At 73.1% G+C, this 26,806-nt stretch carries 22 protein-coding genes; 7 read left to right on the top strand and 15 right to left on the bottom strand.

Features of this window, described 5'->3' with window-relative positions; genetic code table 11:
- Positions 1-249: 249 nt before the first annotated feature.
- The 3 genes from AKI01S_RS10055 (at position 250) to AKI01S_RS10045 (ending at position 3,489) form a co-directional block, all read left to right on the top strand.
- Positions 250-882 (top strand): ScbR family autoregulator-binding transcription factor, encoded by a 633-nt coding sequence (locus tag AKI01S_RS10055; protein ID WP_067814264.1) that lies wholly within the window; start codon positions 250-252, stop codon positions 880-882.
- 403 nt (positions 883-1,285) lie between these two features.
- Entirely contained in the window at positions 1,286-2,320 is a 1,035-nt protein-coding gene (locus AKI01S_RS10050) for a ParB/RepB/Spo0J family partition protein (RefSeq protein WP_083999281.1), read from the top strand.
- 497 nt (positions 2,321-2,817) lie between these two features.
- Positions 2,818-3,489 (top strand): helix-turn-helix transcriptional regulator, encoded by a 672-nt coding sequence (locus tag AKI01S_RS10045; RefSeq protein ID WP_245681552.1) that lies wholly within the window; start codon positions 2,818-2,820, stop codon positions 3,487-3,489.
- A 97-nt stretch (positions 3,490-3,586) separates the two neighbouring features.
- On the opposite strand, the gene AKI01S_RS10040 is transcribed toward AKI01S_RS10045, so the two are convergent.
- The 13 genes from AKI01S_RS10040 to AKI01S_RS09980 form a co-directional block, all read right to left on the bottom strand.
- The gene (locus AKI01S_RS10040) at positions 3,587-4,960 is read right to left on the bottom strand and encodes a cytochrome P450 (protein WP_067814257.1); all 1,374 of its coding nucleotides are present in this window, start codon (positions 4,958-4,960) and stop codon (positions 3,587-3,589) included.
- Positions 4,957-5,487: a flavin reductase family protein gene (locus AKI01S_RS10035; RefSeq protein ID WP_067814254.1), complete on the bottom strand. Its 531-nt coding sequence runs from the start codon at positions 5,485-5,487 to the stop codon at positions 4,957-4,959. Before AKI01S_RS10035 ends, AKI01S_RS10040 begins: the two co-directional genes overlap by 4 nt.
- The gene (locus tag AKI01S_RS10030) at positions 5,484-5,933 is read right to left on the bottom strand and encodes an acyl-CoA thioesterase (protein WP_067814252.1); all 450 of its coding nucleotides are present in this window, start codon (positions 5,931-5,933) and stop codon (positions 5,484-5,486) included. Before AKI01S_RS10030 ends, AKI01S_RS10035 begins: the two co-directional genes overlap by 4 nt.
- 3 nt (positions 5,934-5,936) lie before the next feature.
- A complete protein-coding gene (locus tag AKI01S_RS10025) occupies positions 5,937-11,744 on the bottom strand; it encodes a type I polyketide synthase (protein WP_067814250.1) in 5,808 nt (1,935 codons plus the stop codon).
- Entirely contained in the window at positions 11,741-12,739 is a 999-nt protein-coding gene (locus AKI01S_RS50340; RefSeq protein ID WP_067814247.1) for an enediyne biosynthesis protein, read from the bottom strand. The genes AKI01S_RS10025 and AKI01S_RS50340 overlap by 4 nt, the downstream gene beginning before the upstream one ends.
- A 4-nt stretch (positions 12,740-12,743) precedes the next feature.
- A complete protein-coding gene (locus AKI01S_RS10015; protein WP_245681551.1) occupies positions 12,744-14,705 on the bottom strand; it encodes a CRTAC1 family protein in 1,962 nt (653 codons plus the stop codon).
- A gap of 3 nt (positions 14,706-14,708) precedes the next feature.
- Positions 14,709-15,698: a DUF1702 family protein gene (locus AKI01S_RS10010; RefSeq protein WP_083999274.1), complete on the bottom strand. Its 990-nt coding sequence runs from the start codon at positions 15,696-15,698 to the stop codon at positions 14,709-14,711.
- 229 nt (positions 15,699-15,927) lie between these two features.
- Positions 15,928-16,914, bottom strand: a complete 987-nt coding sequence (locus AKI01S_RS10005) for a DUF1702 family protein (RefSeq protein WP_067814245.1) — start codon at positions 16,912-16,914, stop codon at positions 15,928-15,930.
- Between the two features lie 61 nt (positions 16,915-16,975).
- A complete protein-coding gene (locus AKI01S_RS10000; RefSeq protein ID WP_067814243.1) occupies positions 16,976-17,572 on the bottom strand; it encodes a TIGR03086 family metal-binding protein in 597 nt (198 codons plus the stop codon).
- Positions 17,573-17,595: 23 nt separating this feature from the next.
- Complete coding sequence (locus AKI01S_RS09995) at positions 17,596-18,459, bottom strand: alpha/beta fold hydrolase (RefSeq protein ID WP_067814241.1); 864 nt, start codon at positions 18,457-18,459, stop codon at positions 17,596-17,598.
- 78 nt (positions 18,460-18,537) lie between these two features.
- The gene (locus tag AKI01S_RS09990; protein WP_157419752.1) at positions 18,538-19,428 is read right to left on the bottom strand and encodes a hypothetical protein; all 891 of its coding nucleotides are present in this window, start codon (positions 19,426-19,428) and stop codon (positions 18,538-18,540) included.
- A 162-nt stretch (positions 19,429-19,590) separates the two neighbouring features.
- Positions 19,591-20,253, bottom strand: coding sequence for a response regulator (locus tag AKI01S_RS09985; RefSeq protein ID WP_067814238.1), 663 nt, complete (start codon positions 20,251-20,253; stop codon positions 19,591-19,593).
- The gene (locus tag AKI01S_RS09980) at positions 20,244-21,488 is read right to left on the bottom strand and encodes a sensor histidine kinase (RefSeq protein WP_157419751.1); all 1,245 of its coding nucleotides are present in this window, start codon (positions 21,486-21,488) and stop codon (positions 20,244-20,246) included. Before AKI01S_RS09980 ends, AKI01S_RS09985 begins: the two co-directional genes overlap by 10 nt.
- 269 nt (positions 21,489-21,757) lie before the next feature.
- Here AKI01S_RS09980 and AKI01S_RS09975 point away from each other — a divergent pair, with 269 nt between their 5' ends.
- The 3 genes from AKI01S_RS09975 (at position 21,758) to AKI01S_RS09965 (ending at position 24,240) form a co-directional block, all read left to right on the top strand.
- A complete protein-coding gene (locus AKI01S_RS09975; RefSeq protein WP_245681549.1) occupies positions 21,758-22,891 on the top strand; it encodes a DUF418 domain-containing protein in 1,134 nt (377 codons plus the stop codon).
- A gap of 234 nt (positions 22,892-23,125) precedes the next feature.
- Positions 23,126-23,755 (top strand): TetR/AcrR family transcriptional regulator, encoded by a 630-nt coding sequence (locus tag AKI01S_RS09970; protein ID WP_067814232.1) that lies wholly within the window; start codon positions 23,126-23,128, stop codon positions 23,753-23,755.
- 29 nt (positions 23,756-23,784) lie between these two features.
- The gene (locus AKI01S_RS09965) at positions 23,785-24,240 is read left to right on the top strand and encodes a DUF3995 domain-containing protein (protein WP_169813937.1); all 456 of its coding nucleotides are present in this window, start codon (positions 23,785-23,787) and stop codon (positions 24,238-24,240) included.
- 48 nt (positions 24,241-24,288) lie between these two features.
- On the opposite strand, the gene AKI01S_RS09960 is transcribed toward AKI01S_RS09965, so the two are convergent.
- A complete protein-coding gene (locus tag AKI01S_RS09960) occupies positions 24,289-24,726 on the bottom strand; it encodes a MerR family transcriptional regulator (protein ID WP_067814230.1) in 438 nt (145 codons plus the stop codon).
- 38 nt (positions 24,727-24,764) lie between these two features.
- Between AKI01S_RS09960 and AKI01S_RS09955 the strand changes: the two genes are divergently transcribed.
- A complete protein-coding gene (locus AKI01S_RS09955; RefSeq protein ID WP_067814227.1) occupies positions 24,765-25,445 on the top strand; it encodes a class I SAM-dependent methyltransferase in 681 nt (226 codons plus the stop codon).
- Here the strand turns inward: AKI01S_RS09955 and AKI01S_RS09950 are convergent.
- Complete coding sequence (locus AKI01S_RS09950) at positions 25,421-26,431, bottom strand: BtrH N-terminal domain-containing protein (RefSeq protein ID WP_067814225.1); 1,011 nt, start codon at positions 26,429-26,431, stop codon at positions 25,421-25,423. The two genes, AKI01S_RS09955 and AKI01S_RS09950, sit on opposite strands and share 25 nt — an antisense overlap.
- Positions 26,432-26,806: the final 375 nt, after the last annotated feature.

The raw sequence follows: 26,806 nt of genomic DNA, 5'->3' as shown, positions 1-26,806 counted from the left end.
GGGCCCGCGAGCGCCCGCGGCGTCGGGACGCCGCGCGCCGGATCGCGGCGGCGGGCGCCGTCGGCGGGCGGCGGAATTGCTTCGGCGATCCGGTCGGGAAGTGACCGGCGGGAAACCAGTGAGCGGCGAGATCGGAAGGACACGACAGAATCGGCGTTCCCCTCTCCCCCGGCGGCTCGTGGTATACGATCACCGCCCGAGCCAATGAGGCGGGAAAGCCGAAGGCAGGAGACGAGGGCGCTTCGGGATATGCAGGAACGAGCGAGCCAGACCAGACGCCTCATCCTGGAAGCCGCTGCCCAGACGTTCGAGACGCACGGCTATCAGGGCACCCGGCTGCAGGATGTCGTGGCGGGGCGGGCGGTGAGCAAGGGGGCCCTGTACTTCCACTTCGCGTCGAAGGAGGAACTCGCCGCGGCGGTCATCAACGAGCAGCACGACCTGCTGGCCGAGCTGGCCGTCATGCTGCGCCCGCGCCACTCGCGGACGGTCCCGCTGCTGATCGAGATGTCCCGGCGGATCGGCGACCTGCTGCGCGACGACTCCATGACCCGGGCCAGCACGCGGCTGGCCTGCGAGCGGGACCAGATCGGCCCGGCGGCGCCGGTGCTGTTCGACGCGTGGATCGACACCGTGGAGCGCCTGCTGGAGGAGGCCAAGGCGCAGGGCGACGTGCTCCCCGAGGCTGACTCCCGGATGGTGGCCGAGCTCATCATCGCCGCCCTGGCCGGGATGCAGCGGCGGACGCGCACCGGCGAGACCTCCCTCGACCTGCACACGTTCGTGATGGGGATGTGGCGGATGATCCTGCCCGGCCTGGCCGTCCCCGAGCGCCGGGCCGAGATCCTCGACCACCTCGACGCCGTCGACAAGGTCTCCTGAACCACCCGCCGCGCGGAGCCCCTCCCCGGGCGCCCGCCGGAGCGGATCGCGTCCCGGAGCCGAGCCGCACGTCAGCCGGTGTCAGTACAGGTTCGGCCACTTGTCAATGACGGGCACCCAAAGCGGCATTGCCTTTTCCGGCCAGCCGCGGCCACGACCGCGTTCCGGCTCTCCCCCGTGAACACCGGTGCACTGCACGCCATGTGTCGGCACGGTGTGCGATCGCCCGGACACCCAGCGCCTCCTTGTTGAGCATGTACGAAGTGTTGCCAAAAGCCGGTCGGCCGGTATCTTCTGGACCAGATCTTCCACATAACGCATCACCAGGGGCGGCGGCCGGGAGCCCGGCGCTCCGCGTTCTTCACTATTCAGTGAACGGGGGGAAAGAGTCCAAGTGAGCCGGATGCGCAGTTCGCTGTCCGCCGGTAAGGGGAAAGTTCACTCCGAGGACCCGCCCGCTGGAAACAGACAACCCATCGCCAGGACCAGGCCTTCCGTTGTGCCGATCACGGAGTTCCGTGGTGACTTCTCGGTCCGCCGGTCCGTGGACGAAGAACATATCCACCGGCTCAACCAGACGGAAGAAGATCTGCCACCGATCCTGGTCCACTATTCGACGCTGCGTGTCATAGACGGCGTCCACCGGCTGCGCGCCGCGACGCTCAGGGGGAAACGGGAAATCGAGGTCGAATTCTTCTACGGCGACGAGGACGAGGCCTTCATAAGAGCCGTCGCGGAGAACACCCGGCACGGCCTGCCGCTGCCCCTGGCCGACCGCAGGGCGGCGGCGACGCGCATCATCGCGGCCCGCCCGCACTGGTCCGACCAGGCGATCGGGCTGTGCTCCGGCCTGTCCGCCAAGACCGTCGCGGCGCTGCGCCGGCGTTCGACCGGGGATTCTCCGGAGTCGAACACCAGGACCGGCGTCGACGGGCGGACCCGGCCGGTGAACGGGGCGGACGGCAGGCGCCGCGCCGCCAGGGAGATCGGCCTGCGCCCCGACGCCTCGCTGCGGGAGATCGCGCGGGTCGCCGGGGTGTCCCTGGGAACGGCCCATGACGTGCGGCGCCGGCTGCGCCGCGGCGAGGACCCCGTCCCCCTCGGCCTGCGCCGCGCCGAGGAACCGGCCCGGCCCCGGCGGGAGGAGGGGAAGGAGAGGGGCGAGGCGCCCCGCGCGCCCGCCGCGGCGGGCGCGGTCGACCCGTCATCGCTGCTGGAAGGGCTGACCAGGGATCCGTCCCTTCGGCAGAGCCTGCAGGGCCGCAGGCTCCTGCAACTGCTGCACACCCGGTCGGTGACCGCCGCGGACTGGAGTGCGCTCGTCGATGCGATACCGCCGCACCGCGTCGCCACGATCGTCGCGATCGCCCACCAGTACGCGGAGAGCTGGGAGCACTTCGCGCGCGCCCTCGAAAACCGCGAGGGCCCCCCGGCCTGAGGGCCTCCGAACGGACCGGGCCTCCGCCGCCGTCACCGCCCGGTGTCCGCGGACTCGGGCGGCGCGCCTCTTCTCCCGTATTCGCGCGCCCCGAATACCGCCGGCTCCAGAGCACCGGCTCCAGAGCACCGGCGCAGAACACTTCTGTCCGCCGTGCGGGCACGGCGGAAAATTTCCGAATCCCATTCTGCGGTTAATGGACGGTTCAATGACTCGCCCCGTCCACCCACAGTCACGAATCAAATACATGGGTTTAGGCGTTCAAACCCGTCAAGTTTTCTCCGGAAGCATTTTTGATATGCTCCCGGCTAGTTCCTCGAGCCGCCGCCACCGCGACCGCTCGAAGCCTGCTCATCCCTCTGCGAAGGCTATTGCCGCGCAGCCGGATCCGACGCGAGCGACGGAGAAATCTGATGGGTGGACATGTGGAAGAGAGCGTCCGGAGAGTCATCGACAGCATCCACCAGAACATTGGCGAGCCGATAACCATCGACGACATGGCGCGCACCGCGATGTTCAGCAAGTTCCATTTCACCCGCATTTTCCAGCGGGTGACGGGAGTGTCCCCCGGACGCTTCCTGTCGGCGGTCCGGCTGCAGGAGGCCAAGCGGCTGCTCCTCTCCACGTCCCTGAGCGTCACCGAGATCAGCCACAAGGTGGGCTACAGCAGCGTCGGGACCTTCAGCTCCCGCTTCAAGAGCAGCGTCGGGCTCTCCCCCTCCGCCTACCGGGAGCTGCGCGGCTTCGCCGCCAGCATCCCCGTCGACATCCAGCGGCCCGCCACCCGCTCGATCAGCGTCCACGGCGAGGTCTTCCAGCAGGACGCGGGCGCCGGCGAGGGGACGGTCTTCGTCGGCCTCTTCCCCGACACCATCCCCCAGGGGCGGCCGGCCTGCTGCACGGTGCTGGAGCGGCCGGGCCCCTTCCGGCTCGACAACGTCCCCGAAGGCGACTGGTACCTGCTCGCGCAGTCGGTGGTCCCCGGTGAGGAGCACGTCATCGGGAACGCTCCCCCGACCGTCGCCGCGCACGGGCCGATCACCGTCCGCCACGGCCACATCATCGGCCCGCTGCGGATCGGGCTGCGGCCCATGCGGACCCTCGACCCGCCGGTGCTGCTCGCGCTGCTGGACGTCCGCCGCGGCGCGCTCAGCGCGGCCGCGAGCTGACCTCTCCGGGATCCGGCGTCCACCGCCGCGTACGGCACCGACGCAGACGCGAAGCCCCGGCCGTGGATCCCACGGCCGGGGCTTTCCGCGTGCCCGGTCAGAGCGCGGTGACGTTCACCGGCAGGCCGTCCCGGAGGCGGAGGGACAGCATCGGCTCGGGGACCACGCGGTGGCCTGGCACGGTGGTCAGCCGCAGCTCGCGCACCACCATGGCGAGCACGAAGGTGGCCTCCATCATCCCGAGGTGGTTGCCGACGCAGAACCGCGGGCCCGCGCCGAACGGGATGTAGGCGTACCGGGGCCGGGTCTCGGGGCGTTCGGGGTCGAAGCGCTCGGGGTCGAACCGCTCCGGCTCCTCCCAGAAGCCCGGATGCCGGTGCAGGGTGTAGGGGCAGACCATCACGTCGGCGCCGGACGGGACGTGGAACCCCCCGACCTCGTCCTCGGACTGGGCCACCCGCGTCAGGATCCACACCGGCGGGTAGAGCCGCATCGCCTCCTGGATCACCATCGTGGTGTAGGGCAGGCCGTGCAGGTCCTCGAAGGTCGGCATCCGGTCGCCGAGGGTCCGCGCCGCCTCCTCGCGCAGCCGCTCCAGCACCTCCGGGTGCCGGTCCAGCAGGTGGAAGGTCCACCCCAGGGTGCTCGCCGTCGTCTCGTGCCCGGCGAGCAGCAGGGTGACCAGCTCGTCCCGCAGCCGCTGCCGGCCGACCCGGGGGTCCGGCTCCCGCCGGACGGAGGCGATCAGGCGGGACAGCGCGTCGTCGCCGTCGGGGCGGGCGGCCCGTTCGGCCACCAGCCGGCCGACGACCCGCTCCAGCTCCCGGCGGGCCCGGCGGAAGCGCAGCTGCTTGGGCAGCGGCGCCCACAACGGCACCATGCCCTGCGTCACCATCTCGAACATCGCCTGGTCCTGCACGGCCTCGAACGCGCCGCCCACCGAGGCGTGCGCGCTGAGGTCGGCGTCCAGCAGCGTCCGGCCGAGGACGCCGAGGGTGAGCCCGGTCAGCTCCCCCATGAGGTCGACCGGTCCCCCGCCGGCCCGCGCCCGCAGCCCGGCGACCAGCTTCGCCGCCTCCTCGGCGACCGCGTCCGCCTGGCGGACCATCCGCTTGCGCTGGAAGGCGGGCTGGACGACCCGGCGCTGTTCGCGCCACAGCTCGCCCTCGCTCGTCAGCAGCCCGTCGCCGAGGGCCCGGCGCGCCTGCACCAGGCCGATGCCCTTGTGGTAGTTGGCGCCGTTGTCGGCCAGCAGCCGCTTGGCGTGGTCGGGGTGGTTGAAGAAGTAGAGCGTCCGCGGGCCGATGGCGATCCGGGCGGCGTCGCCGTACTCCGCCGCCGCGGTCATCAGCCCGAGCCGGTCGAAGGCCAGCTTCCGCAGCAGGCCCAGCGTCGCCGTGCGCGGCGGCCCGGGGGGCACGCGCCGCGGAGCGCCCCGGCGGGCGCCCGCGGACTGTCTCAGCGCGCTCATGCCGTCACCTCGCTCCGCTCGGGTTCGAGCCGGCGGAAGCGCCCCTCGTAGAACAGCAGCGCCTCGTCCTCCTCGGGCCGGGACGGCCGGTCCATCGACAGGACCTCGCCGATGAAGATCGAGTGGTCCCCGCCCTCGTAGGTGCGCCACAACCGGCACTCGAAGCGGGCCAGGGCCCCGCTGATCAGCGGGACGCCGGTCGCCGGGCCGGGGTCGCAGTCGACGCCGTCGAACTGGGCCGCCCCCAGGGGGCGCGACAGGTCCGCGAACCGGCGCGCCAGCGCCTCCTGGCCGACGCCCAGCACCGACACCCCGAAGTGCCCGGCGGCGAGCCTGCCGTGCATGACCGCCTGGTGGCCGACGCAGATCAGCGCGAGCGGCGGGTCCAGCGACAGGGAGGTGAAGGAGTTGGCGGTCATGGCGTGGGGGGAGTCGCCGCCGACCGTCACGACCGTGACCCCGGTGGGGAAGGCCGCGAACGTTCTCCGCAGCAGCTTGACGTCGCCGACGCCGTTCGTCCGGCTCATGTCGCCCTCCCCGCCTCTGCGGGCACGTAGGGGGCCAGCGCCCGGCCCAGCGCCTCGGGGACGCGCGCCGGGACCGTGCGGGTGTTGGGGCCGCGCATGCAGGCCACCCGCTGGCGGCCGCGGGCGACCAGCGTCTCCAGCCCGCCCGCGTCGAGCCGCACGTAGTCGAAGCCGAACTCCAGTTGGGTCTGGGCCAGTTCGAGCAGGCGCATCCGGATCGACAGCTCGTCGAACGCGGTGATCTCCGCGTAGAACTCGCAGTCGACCTTCAGGGTGAACAGCTTGAGGTCCTCCCACAGCTCGGCGAGCACCTCCGGGGCCCGCTCCTTGAGGAACATCTCGCGGCAGCGCCCCTGCCAGCGCAGGTAGTTGACGTAGTAGACGTTGCCGACGATGTTGGTCTCCTCGAACCCGACGGTGTGCCGGTACTCGAAGTAGTTGTCCATCTCTTACGACCGTCCTTCCACGAGGACCGCGAACACGACCGGGTCGGGGACGTCCCGCAGGGCGGTGACGAACGTCGCGATCCGGAGCGGGCCGGAGGCGAGGACCGTCCAGGCCCCCCGCCCCGGGAGGGTGGGTGTGAGCGGGGTGTCCGCCGGGAGGCCCGCCTTGCGGAGGCACTCCAGGGCCGACCAGACCCGGGTCCGGGCGGTGCCGGGGGGCTCGCCCGTCTCCCGCGCGATCAGGTCGGCGAGCGCCGCGTGGTCGCCCAGCAGCCCCCGCCACTCCCCCGCCGGGCGTTCGGCCACGGGCTCGACGTCGCAGCCCAGCCTTCCCTCGGCCACGACGCAGAGGGTGACGCCCGCCCCGTGCGAGGCGGAGATCGTCGGGCCGTCCGCGAGCTCGGGCCGCCCGTCGGGGCGGTACCGGACCTCGGCGGGGCGGCCGAGCGCGCGGCCCGCCGCCCGCGCGGTGCGCGCGCGGCGTCCGCCGTCGTCCGGGGAGTCCCCGGTGTCGGGCTCCACCGCCGTCGCGACGCGGACGCCGGCCAGCTCCTCCACCTCGCGTTCCAGGTACGGGCCGAGCAGGGGGGCCAGCCAGGGCCCGCCGCCGTCGCCCTTGCGCACCGCCCGCAGGCGCAGGCCCTCCCAGCGTTCGACGGTCCGGCCCCGGCCGTCGCGCACCGCGATGTCGTAGACGTAGGTGTCGCCGTCGCGCCGCCGTTCGGTGGCGCAGTAGCGCAGGTCACCGGTGGACTCCACCGCGGCGCGGCCGATGTGCACCCGCTCGATGCCGGAGGGGAGCAGCGTCGCGTCGGGCACGCAGACCTGGTTGCCGTGCATGAGCGTGTCCCGCGCGCCCGGGTCGCCGAGCAGCAGTTCGCCGGGCAGGAACCCGGCGAACCAGCCCGCGGCCGGGTCCACGGCGACATCGGCGTCCACGTGGCGGGCCGCGGCCCGGTGGTAGCCGCGCAGCCGCTGGAACCTGGTCCCCTGGAACAGCACGCCCCCGTACAGGTCGGCGGCCGGGTCGAGCGGCACCCGCGCGAGGCCGTCGGCGGTCCGGTCCGGCGGGCCGTCCGGCACCTCGGCGTCGGCGAAGACCAGCCGCGCCCGGAAGTGGTCGGCGGCGAACGCGGTCTCCGCGCTGCGGATGGCCACCTCGGCCACGCCGTCGTCGACCACGGTGGCGGCCACCCGGATCGTGGTGCCGCCGTCGGGCGGGACCACGATGGGCCGGTCGAACTCGGCCGCCTCGATGACCGGCGGGCCGGAGCGGCCGGTGGCCGCCGCGGCGACCTGGGCCATGGCCTCCAGGCCGAGCACGGCCGGGAACAGCAGGTTGCCGTCCAGCAGGTGGTCGGCGAGATAGGGGTCGGTGCCCGCGTTCAGCTCGACCTCGGTGACCAGCTCGACCCCGTGGTAGCGGACCAGCGGCCGGTCGACGAAGCGCAGCAGCGGCAGCGGCGGCAGGTCGTGCCGGACCGTGTCGATGGTCCCGGTCCGCCCGCTGATCACGACGACGGGCGGGGTGTCCGGGTCCGACACCAGCCGCCGCATGATCTCCACGCCCTGGTCGGGGGTGATCGCGGTGATGCCCTCCCGGGCCAGGTTCTCGACGACCGACAGGCGTTCGCCCATGCCGACCCCGGACCACACCGACCACTCCATGCACAGCGCCCGGCAGCCCGGGTGCCGCTCGGCCGCCTCGCGGGTCAGGTCGGCCAGCCACTCGTTGGCGGTGGCGTAGTGGGCCTCGCCGCGCAGCCCCGACCGGCCGATGATGCTGCCGAACGTCACCAGCAGCCTCAGCCGGCCGGGCTCGACCGCGTCGAGCACGGTGCGCAGGCCGTCGACCTTCGGGGCGAAGGTGCGCCCGAACTCCTCGAAGTCCAGGCCCGTGATCGCGGCCGGCTGGTTGCGCCCGGCGCCGTGCAGGACGGCGGTGACCGGACCGAGCGTCGCGGTCAGTTCGGTGAGGGCCGCGCCGACCTGGTCGGGGTCGGTGACGTCGGCGCGGACGTAGCGCACGGCCGCGCCGCTGTCGGCCATCCGCCGCAGGTTCGCCGCCAGCTCCTCGTCCTCGGCGGGGTCCGAACGCCCCAGCACCGCCAGCCCGGCCCCGGTGTCGGCGGCCAGCGCCAGCGCGCACTCGGCGGTGATGCCCTTCCCGCCGCCGGTGACCAGCAGGACGTCGCTCCCGTCCAGCGGGGCCCGCACCCGGTCCGCCCGCACCGGCATGGCCCGCAGGGTCGGCACCCGCCGGACGCCGTCGGCGCCGTGGTGCACCTCGGCGAAGTCGGCCGTCGCCGCCACCTCGGCCACGACCGTGTCGACGGCCTCGGAGCCCTCCGGCAGATGGACGATGGTGGTGCGCACGTGCGGCGCCTCCAGCCGCAGCGTCTTGGCCAGCCCCGCCGCGCCCCGGCCGTGCTGCACCAGGACGAACCGGCCGCCCTCGCCCCCGAGGACCCGCTGCGCGCCCTCCAGCGCGAGCTTCACGTGTTCCCGGGCGCAGTCCGGCGGCAGGCAGACCAGGACCCCGCCGCCGACGTCGGCGCGTTCCAGGGCCCGGCGCAACGGCTCGGCCAGCGGGTGCCCGGGCGGCGCGAACACCTGCCAGGGCCCGCTGGGCTGCGGCGCTCCCCGCGCGGGCAGCGGCGTCTCGTCGAGATAGATCCGGAACGGCCGGGCCCACGGGGCGGCGCCGGCGGCCATGGCCGCCGGAACGGCGTCCCCGGGCTGGGCGGTCTCGGCCAGCGCGTCCAGCGCCTCGCCCAGCTCCCGCAGCGTGGCGGTGGCGAAGTTGGTCGGCGCCTGCGTCACCGGCAGGCGGAGCATCTGCGCCGCCTGGTTGACGACCTGCCCCACGGTGATCGAGCTCAGGTGCAGGTCGTCGAGCAGCCGGCTGTCGTCGGTGACCATCTCCGTCGGCAGCTCGACGCGCTGCGCCACCAGCCGCCGCAGCAGCTCGATCCCGGGCTCGTCGGCGGTCGCGCCGTCGTCGGAGGTCTCGCCGCCGGTCTCCTCGGGGGCGGGCGGCGTCCGGTGGGACCGGGTCGAGCCGCCGATCCGCAGCGGCGGGGCCGCCTCGGCGGGGCTCGCGAAGAACCGGAACTCGGCGCCGATCTCCAGCGGCCGGACCAGCCTGCCGTGGAAGAGCGCCTCGGTCCGGACGGGAACGCCGAGGGCGTACGCGGCGCCGACCACCTGGAGCAGCCCGACGAGCGACTCGTCGTCGGTGTCCAGGGCGAGGGCCGGTACGTCGGCGATGGTCGTCACCAGACGGCTGAGCACCCTGCCGGGGCCGACCTCGACGAACAGGTCGACCTCCTTGGCCGCGAGCTCGACCGCCTGGGCGAACTGCACGGGGTCGGTGATCTGCCGGCGCAGCAGCGCGGGCAGGTCGGTGTCGGCGGCCAGCGCCTCCCCCGTCACGGTGGAGATCACCCGCCGTTCGACCGGGCCGAACCGCTCACCGGCGAGCCAGTCGCCGAACGCGTCGGCGGCCGGGGCCACCAGCGGGGAGTGGAAGGCGTGCGAGACCGGCAGCCGCGTCCAGCCCACCCCGGCCTGCTCGGCGGCCCGGCCGACGGCGTCGATCGCCTCCGCCGAGCCCGCGACGACCGTCTGGCCGGGGCCGTTGTATCCGGCGATCACCACCGGCAGCCCGGCGATCAGCCCGTCCACCACCGGCGGCGGCGCGCTGATCCCGGCCATGGTGCCCGAGGAGCTGTGCGCGGTCATCGTGCGGCCGCGGACGCCCGCCACCCGCAGCAGGGTCTCCTCGTCCATCGCCCCGGCCCAGTGCAGGGCCGACAGCTCGCCGAGGCTGTGGCCGACCGCGACGTCGCCGTCGACGCCGAGGACGGACAGCCCGCGCAGCCCGGCCATCGCGCCGGTGACGATGCGCGGCTGTGCCACCTCCGTCGCCACCATGTCGCCGTCGGCGGGCAGCGCGGCCTTGAGGTAGACCTCCTCCACCTCGGCGAGGCGGCGGCGGAGCGCGCCGCCGCTGGTCCCCCGGCCCGACCCCTGGCCGGGGAACAGCAGGCCGATCCGTCCCTGCCCGCGTCCGCCCGCGTGGCCCAGGTGGACGCGGCCGTCCGGGTCGATCAGTTCGGGCCCGTCCGCGTCCAGCGCCTCCAGGGCCCGCCGCGCGCGCCGTTCGGCGTCCTCGGGCGAGGAGACCACCAGGGCCGCGCGGTAGGGACGGTTCCGCAGCCGGTGCCGCAACGTGGCGGCGAGGTCGCCGAGCTGCGCGTAGGACAGCCGGGGAACGAACCCGGCCAGCTCGCTCAGCCGCTCGCGCAGGTGGCCGGGTGAGTCGGCGTCGACGAGCAGCAGCTCCACGTCCTGCACCGAGGCGATCAGCGCCCGGGTCCGGGTGTCGGCCGGAACGCGCCGCCGCGGGGCCGCGGCGTCCACCACGACGTGGGTGTTGATGCCGCCGAAGCCCATGGCGGTGACCCCGGCCCGCACGGGCCCGCCCGCCGGGAAGGGCTCGGCCCTGCGCAGGACCCGCAGCGTGGCGGGCTCCTCCTCCAGCACCGGGTGCGGGTCGACGCATCCGGTGGTCGGCGGGATGACCTGCTCGTGCACCGCCATCACGGCCTTGATGAGCCCGGCCACCCCGGCCGCGGCCTTGGTGTGCCCGATCATCCCCTTGATGGAGCTGATCGCGGCGGGCGCGGCCTGCGGGTCGGCGCCGCGGCGCGCCAGGGACAGCGCGCGCAGCTCGGTGGCGTCGCCGACCTGCGTGCCGGTGCCGTGCCCCTCGAACATCGGCACCGTCTCGATCCCGAACCCCGCGCGTTCGTAGGCGCGGGCGAGCGCGAGCCGGTAACCGGCCACCTCGGGCCGGGTGATGCCGCCCTGGCCGTCGGAGGAGACGCCCCATCCGGCGACCGTCGCGTAGACGCGGCGGCCCTCGGCGCGGGCGTCGTCCTCCCGCATGAGCACGACCATCCCGCAGCCCTCGCCCGGCCAGAAGCCGTTGGAGCGGCGGTCGTAGAGCCGCATCTCGCCCCGCGCCAGCGCGCCGGTCTTGGCGAACCCGATGATCTCGAAGGGGTCGATCGACAGGTCCACGCCGCCGGCGACGGCGAGGTCGAGGTCGCCGTTCAGCAGCGACGTGCACGCGGTCACCACCGACAGCAGGGAGGAGGAGCACGCGCCGTCGACGGTGTACCCGCCGCCCTTGAGGTCGAAGTGGTTGCAGATGCGGCCCGCGATCGTGTTGGACAGGCCGCCCGCCAGGGAGTCCTCGTCGATGGCCGGGAACGGCGCCTTGTAGGCGTCCTCCAGGTCGCCGAGGAACCCCGCCAGCCGTTCGTCGTCGTCCCAGCCCTCCCGCTCGCGGAGCGCCGCGGCGACGACCCGCCGCACGTAGGGCCAGCGCAGCCGCAGCGTGTTGGCGCGGGTGAACTCCCCGGTGAGGGTGTTGCCCACGATCACGCCGGTGCGTTCGCGGGGCAGCCCCTCGCTCTCGGGGAACCCCGCGTCGGCGAGCGCCCGCCCGGCGACGTCCAGCGCGAGCCAGTGCGTCAGGTCCGTGGAGCGGTAGGTGCTGCCGGCGATGCGGTGCGCCACGCGGTCGAACTCGTAGCCCTCGATGACGGCGGCGTTGCGCGCGTAGAACCGGTCGGGCGCCTGGGGGTCGGGGTCCCAGTAGTCCTCCAGCCGCATCCGCTCGTCGGGCAGCCGCCGGAAGGCCCGGCGTCCGGCGAGGGCGTTCTCCCAGAGCTCCTGCGGCGAGGTCGCGTCCGGGTAGCGGCACGCCAGGCCGACGATGGCGATCCGGGTCGTGGTCATGCCGGCACAACCTTCTTTCCGGGAACGGCCTGCCCGTTGTCGGCGGGCTGGCCGTTGGCGTCGATCGGGACGGCGCCGGCGGCCTCGCCCGCGGCGCGCTGCTCGCGGGCCCTGGCGGACCAGTGCAGCGCCCACAGGTACAGCCCGCGGACCAGGCAGACGAACGCGGTGGCGAAGAACAGGCCGTAGGCGATCCCGGCCCCGGTGAGGAAGCCGTAGACGATCGCGATGCCCGCGCCGAAGGCGAACTGGGAGGCCGGGACCGACGGGGTGGTGCCCGGGTCGGTGACCATGTAGTTGGTGTAGAGGACGAACGCGACGCCGGTCATCATGATCAGCGCGGCCGGGATCGAGGTGTCCAGCAGCACGCCGCGCACGACCGCCTGGATCACGTAGAAGCTGATCCAGCCCATGATCAGCCAGGTGCGGCCGGTGAGCTTGGCGTTCAGCATGGTGCCCGCGCCCAGGATGATCAGCGGGACGAGCCAGTCGACCGGGTGCTCCCAGCGCTCGGTGAAGTGGTAGGGCGGCGCGATGCTCGCCCAGGGGAACACCAGCAGGATCACGGTGATCCCGAAGTTGGAGGGGTTCATGTAGTGGCGCAGCCGCCCCTTCACCGGGGCCCGCAGCACCCACTTGGCGCCGACGGCGACCATGACGCCGAAGACCATCACCCAGATCTCGTCGTTGACGTAGATGAGCATGTTCATGGCGAGGGCGGTGATGTGCGCCGGGTAGAGGAACTCCAGCACGCCCTTCCAGCCGTTGCCCGCGAAGCGCGGGGCACGGCCCTCCACCCGGGCTCCGATCACCTCCAGCAGGGTCTCGAAGAGGTAGGCGGTCGCCATCGCGACGAACGGCCATGTCCACGGCTGCTCGAATCCCAGGACCGTGTAGCCGAGGATGTTGAACACCGACATCGAGATGGCGAAGTTGCGCAGTGCCTTGACGACCTTGGGGTCGTGGCGCGGTGGGCTGGGCTTCTTCGTCGACATGGGGTCACTTCTCCTTGGCCTGGACGCCGAGCAGCAGGGTGTGGCGGCCCGGGGTGAGTTGCAGGGTCTGTTCGCGGACCTGGCCGGAGCGGTCGCGCCAGCGCAGGCGGACCTGGACGGGGCCGGTGACGTTCGTGCCGAGGCCGAGGTGGATCTCGTTGCTGCGCTTGCCGGAGTGGCCGCTGCCGCCGTCGACGCGCGCCAGGTGCTTGCGGCCGTCGGGGGTCGTCACGGTCACCTGCGCGCCGACCGCGGGCGATCCGGCGGCGGGCAGGGTCCCCTTGCCGGACGCGGTGTCGTGCAGCAGCCGCAGGTTCAGGTAGGAGCCGCGGGAGCCGCTGGTGTTGCGGTAGAAGACCGGCTCGTCCCACTGGCGGGCCACCGCCATGTCCAGCTTGCCGTCGCCGTCGGCGTCGCCCACGGCGATGCCGCGGGTGGGCACCGGGATCGCCAGGCCGAGCCGGTCGGCGACGTTGACGTAGGAGCCGTCGCGGTCCTTGGCGAAGAACGCCAGCCGCTGGCTGCCGGCGATGTCGTCCCCGGCGGTCACGTGCGGCCAGAAGCGGGGGTGCTCCACCGTCAGGTCGTTGGAGGCGGCCAGCTCCTGGAGCTGGGGCCACCGGTTGACCTCGCCCTTGACGAACCCGGTGGTCTGGGCGATGGCGGGGTCGCCGGAGTTGTCGAAGTCCGCCGCCTTGACGTCCCACGCCCAGCCGGACCAGGCGGTGCCGACCTTCGTGCTGCGGTCGGTCCAGGGAGCGTCCCCGTCGCGCAGCCTGGCCCGCAGGTCGGCCTGGTCGGCGGCGGTGTTGAAGAAGTGGAGGTTGCTCTCCTGGATGCCGAACGACGTGGTGATGTTGCTGACGAACATGTCGTACAGGCCGTCGTGGTCGAAGTCGGCGAAGTCGACGCCCATGCCCTTGAACGAGTCGTCGCCGATCCGCTTGGACTTGGGCAGTCCCGGGGTGCGGCGGCCGTGCACGGCCTGGAACTCGATCTTCCCGGGGCGCGACAGGTTGTACAGCAGCGCGTCGGTGCCGTGGTCCTGGGCCAGGTACAGCTCGGGCAGCTGGTCGCCGTCCAGGTCGTTGGCCCCCGCGCCGAGGACCCAGCCCTTGGAGACCTTGGCGGGCAGCGCGTTGTCGACGCGCTGGAAGGTCACCGCCGGGGCGGAGCCGCCGGTCGCGCCGGTCCAGCGGAAGAAGTAGTCCTCGCCGCCGTTGCTGGCGTTGGACAGCGACCGGTTCATCGCGACCCCGCCGCTCTTGCGGTCGTCCAGGACCGGACCGTGCGGGAAGTAGTTGCCGATGTAGAAGTCCAGGTGGCCGTCGCCGTCGAAGTCGTCGACCGCCACGGCGTTGGAGTTCCACTCCGGCCCGGTGTAGGTGCCGCCGCCGTTGTTGGGCACGACCTCGACGGGCGTGTACGACGCGGCGGCCAGGCCCTTGGCGTCGGGCCGGGCGAGCTGCACGACCGGGGTGCGCCCCCAGTAGTAGACCAGCAGGTCCATCCGCCCGTCCTCGTTGAAGTCGCCGGGCGCGCAGCCCATGGGAGCGATGGCGGGGTTCATCGGTAGGGAGCCGGTGGTGAGCGCGAACGGCGCGTACCGCTGGGACCGGGCGCCGGGGACCGGGGTCACCACGACCTGGTCGATGCGCGGGTCGGTGACGCACAGGTCGTTGGGCAGGCCGTCGCCGTCCAGGTCGTTCATCGCGACCCCGGCGCCGACCGAGGAGATCCAGGCGTCGATGTGCTTGTAGTCCTTGTTGACGCGGCGGATCGTCTGCTGGCGGTAGCCGCCCGGCAGGGCGATGTTCATGGGCTGGAAGCCGTACCGCTTCGCCACGTCGGAGCGCGTGGCCGCCGGCGCCTCGGGCAGCCGGACGACGAAGAACGCGGCCAGCACCATCAGCAGGGCGACCGCTCCCGGAAGTTGGCGGATGATCCGCCGGGAGATCGGGGTCACGGGCTAGCTCCTCCCCAGAGATGCGAACTTGTCGGCGATGTCCTGTCGCCACCGTTCGAAGACGGGGCCGGACGCGCGGTCGTCCCACCGGGCCACCGCGGCGTGGTCGGGGCGCAGGTCCAGGCAGACCTGGGCCGCCTCGTCGGGGGACATCTCGCAGAAGACCCCGGTGGCGAGCGCCGTGTGCGGCGTGGCCAGGCCGGCGCGCTGGCGGGCCTCGGCCGCGAACGCGCTGCCCTGCGCCACCCACCGGCGGTGCTCGCCCGCCCGCTTCCAGAAGCTGCGCAGCTCGTCCTCGTCGGCCCCGCCCGCGTAGGTGGCGGCGAGGCCGGCCCCCGAGTACAGGTCGGCGCGCCGGTCGGGCGCGAAGCCCTCGATCAGCGCGGTCACCACGTCCGGGTCGGTACCGCCGACGAACCACAGCGCGCGCCCCACGCCCTGGTCGATCGCGCGGGCGGCGTAGCGGTGCGGGTCGTCGAACGGCCAGGGCGCCGCCGGCTCCCGGTGGTGCCGCCGGACGTACTGTTCGGTGCGGAAGTACGCCTGGTGGAAGCCGTACCCCTCGGGGAGGAACCACTGGAGCAGCGGGTCCAGCGGCAGCCTCGGCCAGCGGAACCGCGGCAGCCGGGCCATCGCCCAGCCCACCCCGATGTAGGCCATGTAGATGTGCGGTTCGCCGGAGCCCACCAGGTAGCCGCGAACGCGCCTGCTTCTCGCGAAAGTCAGTGCGTCGACCATCGCGAACCCCATCCCGGCACCCTCGTAGGCAAAGCCCCGATAACGCACGGGAATGGAGTTGAGACGAGCGGGAAGTGCCTCCGGTTTCCCCACCTCGACGGCGCTCGAGTAACCGCGAAGGAACGACTTCCCGATCGTTTCGAGTATCTCTTTGGACTCGGGGCTCTTCACCGTGAAGCCCCGCTTCACCAGGCTCGTCTCCGCATCTCCCGGAGTGATCGCGGAACTGACGAGCTTACGCAGTATCGCAGTCAATGCCTACCCCAATCCCCGCTACGGGAACCGATCTTGAATTCGCGTCCGCAGCCGGATTCCGCTTTATCGATCTAGCCACAACGGGCGAGTTCTCCGCTACTTCATTCGTGCGGACCGAATGAGCACGATGGAGAATTGAACGGCAGGCGCATTTGTGGCGAGGATGGAATGGATGAGGGCCGCGCGGGACCGGACGGCGGGAGGGCGCGTGGTCACCGCCCCCGGCGGTTCACTCCGCCGCGAGGGCCGCCGTGGCGAGACCGGCGCGCACGTTGCGGCGCCACAGCTCGTACGCGGGAACGCCGTCGGCGGGCCGCTCCACCGCGGCGTCGTCGGCCAGCGCCACCGCGCCCCGCGTCGTCACCCCGGCCAGCGCTCCGGCGGCGCGCTCGGTGTGGGCGGGCACGAAGCCCGCGTACGCGCGCGCCTTCACCGCGAAGACCACGCCCTGCGCCAGGTGGTCCCGGTGCTCCCCGGCCTCCCTGCGGAGGGTCTCCAGCCCGGCGCCGTCGCAGCCGCCCGCGAACGCCGCGGCCAGGCCCACGCCGCTCCACAGGTCGGCCCTCCGGTGGTCGGCGAACCTCCGGACGGCGGCGGCGACATCGGCCGCCCGTCCGCCGCCGATGAACCACAGGGCCCGCCCGAGGCCCTGGTCGGCCGCCCGGGAGAAGTAGCCGGCGTCCCCCTCCCACGCGTAGGGGGCCGGCCGTTCCTGGCGTCCCACCCAGCGCGGGGTCTCGAAGTAGGCGCGGTCGAAGCCGTAGCCGTCCACCGCCAGCCAGGACATCCGCGGGTAGTACCGCGCGTCGGGCAGGTCCGGCATGACCTTGCGCCACAGCATGCGCGGCAGCCGCGCCATGGCGAACCCGATGCCGATGTAGGAGAGGAAGATGTGCGGGCGGCCGGCCTCGCGCAGCAGCTCCCGCGTACGGCCGCCGCGGCCGGGCATCACGTCGAGGATGGTGCAGGCCATCGTCGCGCCCTCGTAGGCGAAGCCGCGCAGTTCGGGGGTGACGAAGTCCAGGCGGCGGACCAGCTCGCCGGATCCGCCGGTCTCCATCCCCCACTCGAACCCGCAGATCACCGACTGCGGCACGGCCTCCAGGCTCCGCGTCGCGTCGGTCGGCTCGCCGCCGAACCCGCGGGCGGCGAACGTCACCGAGTCGAGCGACGGGGCGAAGGCGAGGCTGCGCAGTGCGCCGAGGATGGTGGGCACGATCCCCTCCCATGGGAACGGCGGGCGTCGTCGTCCGCCGTTCCCATGCTCACCCGGCGGCTCATGGCGGGCATCTCCTCCGTTGCCCTGCCGCCGAGCGGCCCAGGAAGGCGATTAGGCGTTCCCCGGGACCCGCCCCGGGCGGCACCGGGCGGGGCGCGGCGAACAGCGGGGCGCGGTCGTCCTCCGGGGCGATCAGGGGGCAGACCGGCAGCAGCGCGGCGGCCAGGTCGGCGGGGACGGGCAGCCGCGCGCCGCACGCCTGCGACACGTCCCAGGCGTGCACCGCGACCTCGACGGCCCCCGCCGCGAGCAGCAGCTCGGGGTCGAGCGGCCGGTCGCCGACGACGACCGGGCCGCACTTCCCCGGCCGTTCACAGGAGCGGCGCAGCCGGAGCACCCGGACGCGGCAGGCCGACAGGGGGTCGTCGGCGGGGATCGGCGCCCCCGCGGAGTGGGCGACGACCTGGTCGCCCCGGCCCTCCAGGAGCGCGGAGATCGAGTCGCACAGGTGGAGCAGCAGCTTCTCCAGGTCCCATTCGGCGCACGGCGTCGGGCGGGCCAGCATCGCGGGGACGACGGGCTGGATCGCCGACAGCGCGAAGTCCGCCGCCTGCCTGAGCAGGGCCGTGTTCGCCGATGTGCTGGAAAAGCGCATCCGATGCTCCTCTGTCCGGGAAACTAAGGACCCGTGCGGACGGAGAAACTCATCGTGCGCGCGACGAACGGCACCAGCGTGCCGGCCACCCCCTCGGGGTCGTCGGCGAAGGGCCAGTGCCCGGAGAAGGGAAGCACCGCGACCTGGGCGCGCGGGAAGACCTCCCGCTGGAGATGGGCGTAACGCACGGGCAGGTACGGGTCGCGCGCGCCCCAGATCACCTGGACCGGGTACCGGTGGGCCCGCAGCGGGCGCCGTAGCCGGGCCGACGCCTCGCTGACGTCCCCGGCCCCGCGGTACAGCCGCAGCACGGTGTCCCTGGTGCCGCGGTCGAAGTCGTCGTAGGTCCGCCGGACGAACGCGGCGGGCAGCGGGCGGGGGCCGCGCCGCAGCAGCCGTCCGAACACCCCTCTGGTCGTCGTCCTCATGACCAGCTCCCCCAGCAGCGGGGTCCGCCACGCCCGGGCGAGGGCGTGCCACCGGTAGCCGATCATGCAGCCGGTGTTCACGAGGGTCAGCCCCGCGACGCGGCCGGGGTCGCGGGCCGCCCAGGTGAGCCCCCACAGCCCGCCGAAGTCGTGCAGCACCAGGTGCGCGCGCTCGACGCCGATCTCTCCCAGAACCCGGTCGAGACGGTCGGCGTAGGCCGCCGCGCTGTGGTCGAACCCGTCCGGGATGCCCGCCCGGGCGAACCCCGGCATCGTCGGGGCGACCGCGCGCGCGTGCGCGCCGACCCTGCCGACGAGGTCGGCCCAGTCCTCGGCCGACCCCGGGCTGCCGTGCACGAACACCACGGCCTCGGCCGCGTCCTCGGGGCCGGCGGCCACCACGGGCGTGACGGCCCCGTCCAGGGTGGGCCACGCCCGCCGCAGCGGCTCTCGTCCCATGCCTTCTTCAGCGTCCATGCCTCAGCATGGATCGCGGGCGCGGGGCCGTCGTTATCCTCGCGTGCGCTGTCGGGCCGGTCACGCCCACGGGGCCACCGGGTACCAGATCAGGTCGCGGCGGGCCAGCAGCCGGACGTCCCAGTACAGCACGGTGAACACCCCGGCGGCGATCAGCAGCGCGCCGGTGACGAGGGCGGCCCGGCCCGGCCGGGCCGCCAGCCAGCCCGCGAGCCCGCGCCCGCCGACCATCGTCAGCAGGACGAAGACCAGGGCGAACACCGCGATGTTGCCGAGGGACTGGAGGACGAAGGCACCCGCGCCGTAGAGCACGTTCCCCTCGTCGGCGACGTCCCGGAACAGCTGGCGGTACAGCCCGTACGGGCGGCCGATCAGGAACCCGCCGACCAGCGCGCCCATCGTCACCATGCGGGCGTTCGGGGAGTTTCGCAGCGGATCGGGCACCAGCCCCAGCGCGGCCAGCCCCAGGTAGACCAGCACCAGCCCGATGACCCCGAACACGATCATCGACTGGACGCCGCGCGGCGACAGCCCGGCCGTCTGGGTGGCCGTCGAGTACTGGGGCATCCGCGTGCCGGCCAGCGCCACCACGACGCCGTACGCCGCCGACACCACGGCCGCGCCGAGCGCGAGCCACATCAGCGGCCGCACCGTGCCCCGGAGCCGGCCGCCGAACGAGGACCGCTGCCCCATCACCGGCGCGGCCGCGCCGAGCGCCGCGATGTTGCAGGCCGTGAACGTGCCGCCCAGCCCCGACGCGAACGCGAACGCCATCCCCGCCAGCACCCCGCTGATCGGGCTCCCCTTCGCCTCGTGGCCCAGCAGGGCGCTGGTGGTGTTCTCCCCGATCACCTTGTCGACGAACTCCGCCGACCAGACCACCGTCAGGACGAACCCGGCCAGCACGCTGAGGAACACGACGAGCCCGCGCCGGGCCGGAACCGCCGCCACCGGACGGACCTCGGGCGCTGTCACTCGATCGACTCCGGCCATGTGAGCGGTTCCCTTCACTCGGCGTCCCGCGCGAGGCGGGCGTTGCCCCCGAGTGAAGTGCGCGGTCAGGACCCCGTCATCTCCATCCGTGCGCACCTTCCCCACGGGCGGCCTGCCCGGTCACGGCAGCAGGCCGCGCTCGTGGGCCGCGATCGCGGCGGCCGTACGGTCGGAGACGCCGAGCTTGGCGAAGATCCGCACCAGGTGGGTCTTCACGGTGGCCTCGCTGATGAACAGCTCGGCGGCGATCATACGGTTGCTCGCCCCGCCGGCCACCAGGGTCAGGACCTCGATCTCGCGCTCGCTCAGCGGGCCGCCCGGAGGCCGCGCGGGCGAACGGACGCGTTCGATCAACCGCGCCGCGGCCGAGGGGGCCAGCACGCTCTCGCCGCGGGCGGCGGCCCGCAGCCCGCGGAACAGTTCCTCGCGCGGCGAGTCCTTGAGCAGGTAGCCGACCGCGCCCGCGTCGATCGCCGGGATGACGTCGTCGGCGCCGTCGTAGGTGGTGAGCACCAGGACCCTCGTGCGCGGCGCCGTCTCCGCCAGGCGGCGGATCAGCTCGACGCCGTCCAGGCCCGGCATCCGCAGGTCGCTCAGGACGACGTCGGGACGCGTCCGGGCCACCGCGGCGATCGCCTCGGCGCCGTCGGCTGCCTCCGCGACGACCTCGAAGCCCGGCTCGCCGCCGAGCATGCCCAGCAGCCCCGCCCGGACCACCGGGTGATCGTCCACCACGACGACCCGGACGGTCCCGGGGACGTCGCCCGCGGCGTTCAGACGCATTCGCTCTCCTGCGGCTCGGGGCGGACCGCCGGGATCGAGACGCTCAGCGCCGTACCGCGGCCCGGCGCCGACTCGATCTCCAGCGTTCCCGCGAAACGGGCGACACGGTGCCGCATCGCGGTCAGGCCGAACCCGCCGCCGCCCGCCCCGGCCGGATCGAAGCCCACGCCGTCGTCGCGCACGTCGAGCGCGACCACGTCGTCCATGAACGACAGCGTCACCCGGACCTCGCCCGCCCGCGCGTGCCGCGCCACGTTCGCCAGCGCCTCCTGGGCCGCGCGCAGCAGCGCCTCCTCGGCTTCGGGGCGCAGCCGCACGGGGGTTCCGGTGGCCTTCATGGTGGCGCGCGTGCCCGTCCCGTCCCGCCAGCGCTCCACCACGGACGCGATCGCGGCGGGCAGCGTGCCCGCGTCCAGCGGGGTCGGCCGCAGGGCCATCATCCACCGGCGGGCCTCGGCCAGGTTCTCGCGCGCGGTGTCCCGGGCGACCTCGACGTGGGTTCGGGCCGGGTGGTCCGGCGGGACGTACCCGTCGGCGGCCTCCAGGTGGGTGAGGATCCCGGCCAGGCCCTGCGCCAGGGTGTCGTGCAGCTCCCGTGCCATCCGGGTGCGTTCGGTGAGAACGCCCGCCTCCCGCGCGCGGTCCAGCAGCTCGTCCTGAAGGTCCGCGTTGCGCCTGGCGAGGTCGCTGAGGCGTGTGTGCGTGGCGGAAAGGTCCTCGTAGGCGCGGCGGCGCTGCGAGGCCTCGGCCTCCAACGCCCGCAGCGCCCCTCCGACGGCGCAGACCAGCGCCGTGCCGCTCCCGACCGAGACCAGCAGGCTCGGCGGCGGGGGCCACCCGGTGTCCAGCACGGCCGGGAACGCCAGCGCGACGCTGACGGCCGCCACGCCCGGATAGGCCAGCCACCCCGGCAAGGTCACGAAGGCCGTCGGGTAGCACGCCAACAGCAGCAGCACGTAGATCGGCTCGCGGGCGAACAGCCAGCAGGCCAGGCCGAACAGGACGACGAAGTACAGCGTCATCGGGCCCGCGCTGCGTTCCGGCCACCGGGGGTGCGCGGTGACCATCCACCAGTGCCACGCCGCGACCAGACCCGCCAGCCCGAAGTCGAGCAGCAGCCCCGACGACGGCTGAGGCCACCGCACCACCACGACCAGCGAGGCGGCGGCCACCGCGGCGTACACCGACAGCAGCCAGATCCGGTCCCATCGGCTGCGCGCGTCGTGACCGTCCACCATGGCCTCCCCAGTTCCGGGTCGTGCCCGCAGTATCGTCCACAAGCTCCCGAGCCCCAACGGCTCGGATTCAACCGTTCGATGGACGGCCGTCCGCGACCACACGTGCTAGCCGCTCCCGTTCCCCCTGGCCGGTCCGACGCGTTCCGCCGGGGAGCCCGATCGCGGATTCAACCGGTTGAATCCACAGTGGCCCGTTCAGCGGATACAGCGCCTCGCCGCGGCGGACCAGGCTCGGCGCCATGAATCCCAACCACACACCGACACCCGTGACCGAACGATCCGTCGCCCCCGACCTGGCGCGGGGCTCGGCCCTGCTCGGCATCGCGCTGGCGAACTCGGTGTACTACATCACCGCCTCCCGATACGGCGCCCGCTCCCGCCCGCTGGGCGGTTCGGCGCTCGACAACGCCGTCGACCTGATCCTGGTGACGCTGGTGGACGCCAGATGGCTGCCGCTGTTCGCGGCGCTGTTCGGGTACGGGGTCGTGCAGATGACACGCCGCCAGGCCGCGCCGGATCGGGGCCGCTCCGTCGTGCGGCGACACCGCTTCGCCTGGCTCGTCGCGTTCGGTGCGGTCCACGTCCTCCTGCTGTTCGGCGGCGACATCCTCGCGATCTACGGCCTGCTGGGCTTCGTGCTGCTCGCCATGCTCAGGGCCCGTGATCGCCTCCTGCTCGTCGTGGCCGGACTCGTCCTCCTCCTCGCCGTGCCGCTCGCGGCCCTGGTGGGGATGCCTCCCCTCGGTTCGGCGACCCGCAGCAGCATCCCGTCGCTCCTGACCACCGACCCCTGGGAGGCACTGCTGCTCCGCGTCGCCGCCTGGCCGCTCGACCTCGTCCTCCTCTCGCTCTCCGCCCTGGCCCCGATGCTGCTCGGCATCCACGCCGCCCGGCGTCGCGTGCTGGACGAGCCGCACCGCCACCGGCGCCTGCTACGGCGCACGGCGTTGGCCGGGATCCCCCTGGGTGTCGCGGGCGGCGTCCCCTTGGGGCTCATCGCCGCAGAGGTCTGGGCGGCCGGCGCCACCACGACGTTCCTGTTCTCCTGCCTGCACGTGCTCACCGGCTTCGCCGCGTCGCTGGGCGCCGGCGCCGCGTTCGGGCTCCTGGCGACCGCCCGGCGCGGACCGGTGGTCCGCGCGCTCGCCGCGACCGGCCGCCGTTCGCTGTCCTGCTACCTGGCCCAATCGGTCGTCTTCGTGGCCCTGTTCGCCCCATACGCAGGCGGCCTGGGCGACGACGTCGGCACCGCCGCGATGGCCCTCGTGGCGGCCCTGGTGTGGCTGGCGACCGTAGCCGCCGCGACGCTGGCCGAACGCACCGCCCGCCGCGGCCCCGCCGAGGTCCTCCTGCGCCGCCTCACCTACGCCCGTTCCTCTCGCGCCTTCACCCGGGTGTGACCGCAGAGCATGCCCCGGAATCCATGTCGAGCCCGTCCACTCCCCGGCCGATGCGCTCCCCGGACCGACGCCAAAGGGATAGATCAGAGGCCTCACCGTTTTGACTTACATACGTACATGTACGTATGTTGATCCCGTGAAGGGAAGCCCATCCGCTCCCTCTGCGGGTGGACTCCTTGCCGGAGGCAGTCCTCGGAGAAAGCGACGTACAGACATGTCCGCAGGTGAGAAGGGGTGACGGAAGCCAAGCCCCGGCGGAAACAGGCCGACCGGCGTGCGCGGACCAGGAGCGCGCTGCTGGAGGCCGCGGCCCGGCAGCTGTCCACCCACGGGTACGCCAACCTGGCGCTGGAGCGCGTGGCGCGCGAGGCGGGATACACCCGCGGCGCCGTGTATCACCTGTTCGCCAACAAAGAGGAACTCGCGCTGGCGGTCGTGGAATGGGTGAGGCGAACGTGGGAGGCCGAGGTGGGCCACCTCGTCGCCGACGAAGCCGACCCCGTCGACGCGCTGATGGCGTTGGCCCGGGGACACGCCGTCTTCTGCCGCCGGGACGTGGCGCGGGTCCTGCTGACCTTGAGGGTGGAGTTCGCCGGGCAGGACCATCCGGTGGGGCGGGCGATCGCCGGGATCATCGACCGGCTCGACGCGACCTGCGCCGACCTCATCGCCGCGGGCAGGACGGACGGGACGATCCCTCCGGGGCCGCCTCCCGAGAAGACCGCAGCGGCGTACACCGCGGTCGTCGAGGCGGTCGGGATCGAGCTGGCCGGACAGGCCCCCTACGACATCGAGCTCATCGACCGGGCGGTGCGGGGAGTGCTCGGCCTGCCGCCCATCCCGACCGTGACCGACCAACAGTGACTTTCGAACGGAGAACGACCATGTCCCTCATGAAGATCGCCGGAGGCGCGGCCGTGCTCGGCCTCGGCGCCGCCGCGGCCATGCACGTCGTCTGGGTCTTCTCCCCCTGGCCGTTCGCCGACACCGCCGAGTTCACCCGCACGATCGCCGGCGTGCCCGAGTCCGAGGCCCCCAGCGCCGTCGCCACGACCTCGGTGGCCGTGGCTCTCGGGACGGCCTCCTACCTGGTCGCCGCCCAAGCGGACCTGGCGCCGCGCCTGCTGCCCGCCCTGGTGGAACGCCTGGGCGCGGCCACCGTCGCCGGCGTGCTCCTGCTCCGCGGCGGCGCGGGCCTGGTCTCCTCCGGGTTCGCCGAGGAGTCCACCACCTTCACGCGCTGGGACCTGGCCCTTTACTCCCCGCTCTGCCTGACCCTCGGCGCCCTCGCCGCCTACGTCGCGAAGAACAGCCCGGCAGGCAGAACGGAGCAGAACGCCACGGCCTGAATGACGCCGATCGGCGACGGGGACCTGCCGCCCGTCTCGTCGGCGAGGTCAGTGCGAATGGGCTTCTTCGTGAGCCTCTTCGAGCGAAGACCCCGCCAGGAGCGCCGCGACCCCGCCGGCGAACCTGGGGCACTCGCGGATGTCCTCGTGCGAGCAGGCCAGGCCGTGGGCGATGACGACGCGGGCCGCCTGAGCGTGGGCGATCCGTTGATCCAGCTCGGTGAGCTTGCGTTGGTACAGCTCCCGCCAGTCGTCGCCGGCCGGCGAACGGGACGCGACGAACGCTTTGATCTCCCGCAACGAGAAACCGATGTCCTGCAGCGCCAGGACCACCCCGACCAGGTCGACCGCCGAGGGCGGGTACCGCCGTTGGCCCGAGACCCGGGCGGGCGCCGGCAGCAGGCCGAGCTCCTCCCAGTAGCGCAGCGCGGAGGTGGCGACGCCGGTGCGGCTCGCCAGCTCGCCGATCGTCAACCGCTCGCTCATTTGACTTCAAGCGTACTTGAAGCCGTTGACTGGCGATCATGCAGACAGAGGGTAAAGGTCTCAAGCGACGCGCGATCAGATACCTGGTGCGTCAGGCCCATCGTCCCCGGGGCGTCGTCGGATGGGCGGAAGGCTGGATGTTCGCTCTTCGCCCCTCCAACCGGCGGCGCAACATCTGGGCGGTGTCGTTGCTGGACGTGCAGCCCACCGACCGGGTACTCGAGATCGGCTTCGGCCCGGGCGTCGCCATCGCCGAGTTCGCCGACCGCGCCACCCGGGGGCAGGTCTTCGGCGTCGACCACTCCCAAGCCATGGTCCGGCATGCCGCCCGTCGCAACGCCGCCGCCATCCGCGCCCGCCGTGTGCACCTCGCGCACGCCTCCGTGGAGCGGTTGCCGAGCTTCGGCGATCCGCTCGACGCCATCCTCGCCGTCAACTCGGTGGGGTTCTGGCCCGACCCGGTGGAGCGGCTTCGCGAGCTGCGCCGCCTGCTCCGCCCCGCGGGGCGCATCGCGCTCGTCAGCCAGCCCCGCTGCCCCGGCGCCACCCGGGACACCACGGTCCGAGCCGCCCAAGAGCTCCAGGACATGCTCACCCGGGCCGGCTTCACCCAGATCCGGGTCACGACCCTCGACCTCGACCCGCCCGTCGCCTGTGTGCTCGCCACCAACCCGACCGGCACGAAGGCCACTCATCACAAAATCGCGCTCGGGGATTGACTTCCCAGGTGGCTCAACGCCTGCATGGCCTCGCGCTCCATGCGTGAGAGATCGCGGAGGATGGCGCCCGCCTGCACGAGACACTGCTCGTCGCCTGATTCACCGGCCTTTGCGATCAGTTCCGCGGCTTCCGTCCACAGGGTGGCCGCCTCGGCGTACAGCTCGTGGCCGGTGCGCAGATGCTTGCTGTCGAGCAGCTGGGTGCATTCGTCGAGGAAGTCCCGGTAGAGGTTCCGGAACAGGGCGCCGCCGGTCCCGGCCTTCTCCATCAAGAGGGCGGCCCGCGGCAGGTCCCGCTCCGGAGCGTCGGTGCGCTGGAGCCATGTGCGCACCAGCTTGCCGGCCTTGTCGATGCCCCGGTGGCCGAGGTTGGCGATGGGCGGGTTGAGGAAGGCGTCGGCGCAGGCGGTGATGGCGGGAACGATCTGATCCCCGAGGGACGGCAGGTCCCTCGGAACGGTGAGGGTGAAGGACCGGTGCCTGGCGGTCATCGGGCCGCGCGCGGCCCTTGCCTGGGCGAGGCCGGCCAGGCCGGTGGACACCGCTCCGCCCTGCTGGTCGGTGTCCACCAGGTAGGCGTCGTGGTCGTCATAGCCGTACATGGCGACGACGTGACCGCCGAAGTGCACCTTCGAGGTGAAGTAGTCCAGGTGGTAGCTGTCGAGCTGCAGTCCGACGGGGTGGCCGGCGTCGAGGGAGGTCCTCACGTTCTCCCATGCTTTGCGGGGCGAGGTGGTCTCCTGGACCAGGAGCTCCAGCTTGAGCGCGGTGGCCAGGTTCCTGGTGAGCTCGAACGGCTTGACCCGGCCCCCGAGGAAGGGGAAGTCCATGCTCCTGCTGTCCCAGTAGATGAAGGACAGGCCGGAGCCGAGACCGAAGAGCATGGGCTCGGACAGGTCGAGTCCTTGGTGTCGCAGCAACACTCCCAGCGCTGTCGTCTCGCAGTGCTGCATACCGCGGGCATCGACGTCTATCACGGTGGTCATGCTCTCCTCAGCGGGGTCAGTCGGGCCGTCGGTTCTTGGTGCGGCGCCTGGACGGCGTTTTCCGTTGGTTCTTCCAGATCCAGCGGGGACGACGCTCGCGACGGCGGCTCCCCTGTGGTTCCCGCCTTGCCGAGCACAGAGAGCAGCCGACCTACGCACTCCCCGATCCCCGCAGGACGCGGACCGCCCGCACCACTGCCAGGCGTCGCCCCAATGGTGGACTCTCCCACCGTGGGAGAGTCCACCCCGCCCGCAAACGCTCCCGGTCGGTTCCACCCCGTCGCGTCCCGGCCGGTCCGCCGACGACGTCACCCGCCGACAGGGGGAACGCAGGATCAACGCAGCTCTATGGCGAGGTCGCTCTCGTCCTCGACG

The sequence above is a fragment of the Actinomadura kijaniata NBRC 14229 genome (genome assembly GCF_001552175.1).
Classification (GTDB): Bacteria; Actinomycetota; Actinomycetes; order Streptosporangiales; family Streptosporangiaceae; genus Spirillospora; species Spirillospora kijaniata.
This window is presented reverse-complemented; position numbering and strand designations above follow the sequence as displayed.

Excerpts from the sequence above, each read along its gene's own strand:
- AKI01S_RS10055 (WP_067814264.1), top strand. The coding sequence starts at position 250 with ATGCAGGAACGAGCGAGCCAGACCAGACGCCTCATCCTGGAAGCCGCT.
- AKI01S_RS10050 (WP_083999281.1), top strand. The coding sequence starts at position 1,286 with ATGCGCAGTTCGCTGTCCGCCGGTAAGGGGAAAGTTCACTCCGAGGAC.
- AKI01S_RS10045 (WP_245681552.1), top strand. The coding sequence starts at position 2,818 with ATGGCGCGCACCGCGATGTTCAGCAAGTTCCATTTCACCCGCATTTTC.
- AKI01S_RS10040 (WP_067814257.1), bottom strand. The coding sequence starts at position 4,960 with ATGAGCGCGCTGAGACAGTCCGCGGGCGCCCGCCGGGGCGCTCCGCGG.
- AKI01S_RS10035 (WP_067814254.1), bottom strand. The coding sequence starts at position 5,487 with ATGAGCCGGACGAACGGCGTCGGCGACGTCAAGCTGCTGCGGAGAACG.
- AKI01S_RS10030 (WP_067814252.1), bottom strand. The coding sequence starts at position 5,933 with ATGGACAACTACTTCGAGTACCGGCACACCGTCGGGTTCGAGGAGACC.
- AKI01S_RS10025 (WP_067814250.1), bottom strand. The coding sequence starts at position 11,744 with ATGACCACGACCCGGATCGCCATCGTCGGCCTGGCGTGCCGCTACCCG.
- AKI01S_RS50340 (WP_067814247.1), bottom strand. The coding sequence starts at position 12,739 with ATGTCGACGAAGAAGCCCAGCCCACCGCGCCACGACCCCAAGGTCGTC.
- AKI01S_RS10000 (WP_067814243.1), bottom strand. The coding sequence starts at position 17,572 with ATGCGCTTTTCCAGCACATCGGCGAACACGGCCCTGCTCAGGCAGGCG.
- AKI01S_RS09995 (WP_067814241.1), bottom strand. The coding sequence starts at position 18,459 with ATGGGACGAGAGCCGCTGCGGCGGGCGTGGCCCACCCTGGACGGGGCC.
- AKI01S_RS09985 (WP_067814238.1), bottom strand. The coding sequence starts at position 20,253 with ATGCGTCTGAACGCCGCGGGCGACGTCCCCGGGACCGTCCGGGTCGTC.
- AKI01S_RS09965 (WP_169813937.1), top strand. The coding sequence starts at position 23,785 with ATGAAGATCGCCGGAGGCGCGGCCGTGCTCGGCCTCGGCGCCGCCGCG.
- AKI01S_RS09960 (WP_067814230.1), bottom strand. The coding sequence starts at position 24,726 with ATGAGCGAGCGGTTGACGATCGGCGAGCTGGCGAGCCGCACCGGCGTC.
- AKI01S_RS09955 (WP_067814227.1), top strand. The coding sequence starts at position 24,765 with ATGCAGACAGAGGGTAAAGGTCTCAAGCGACGCGCGATCAGATACCTG.
- AKI01S_RS09950 (WP_067814225.1), bottom strand. The coding sequence starts at position 26,431 with ATGACCACCGTGATAGACGTCGATGCCCGCGGTATGCAGCACTGCGAG.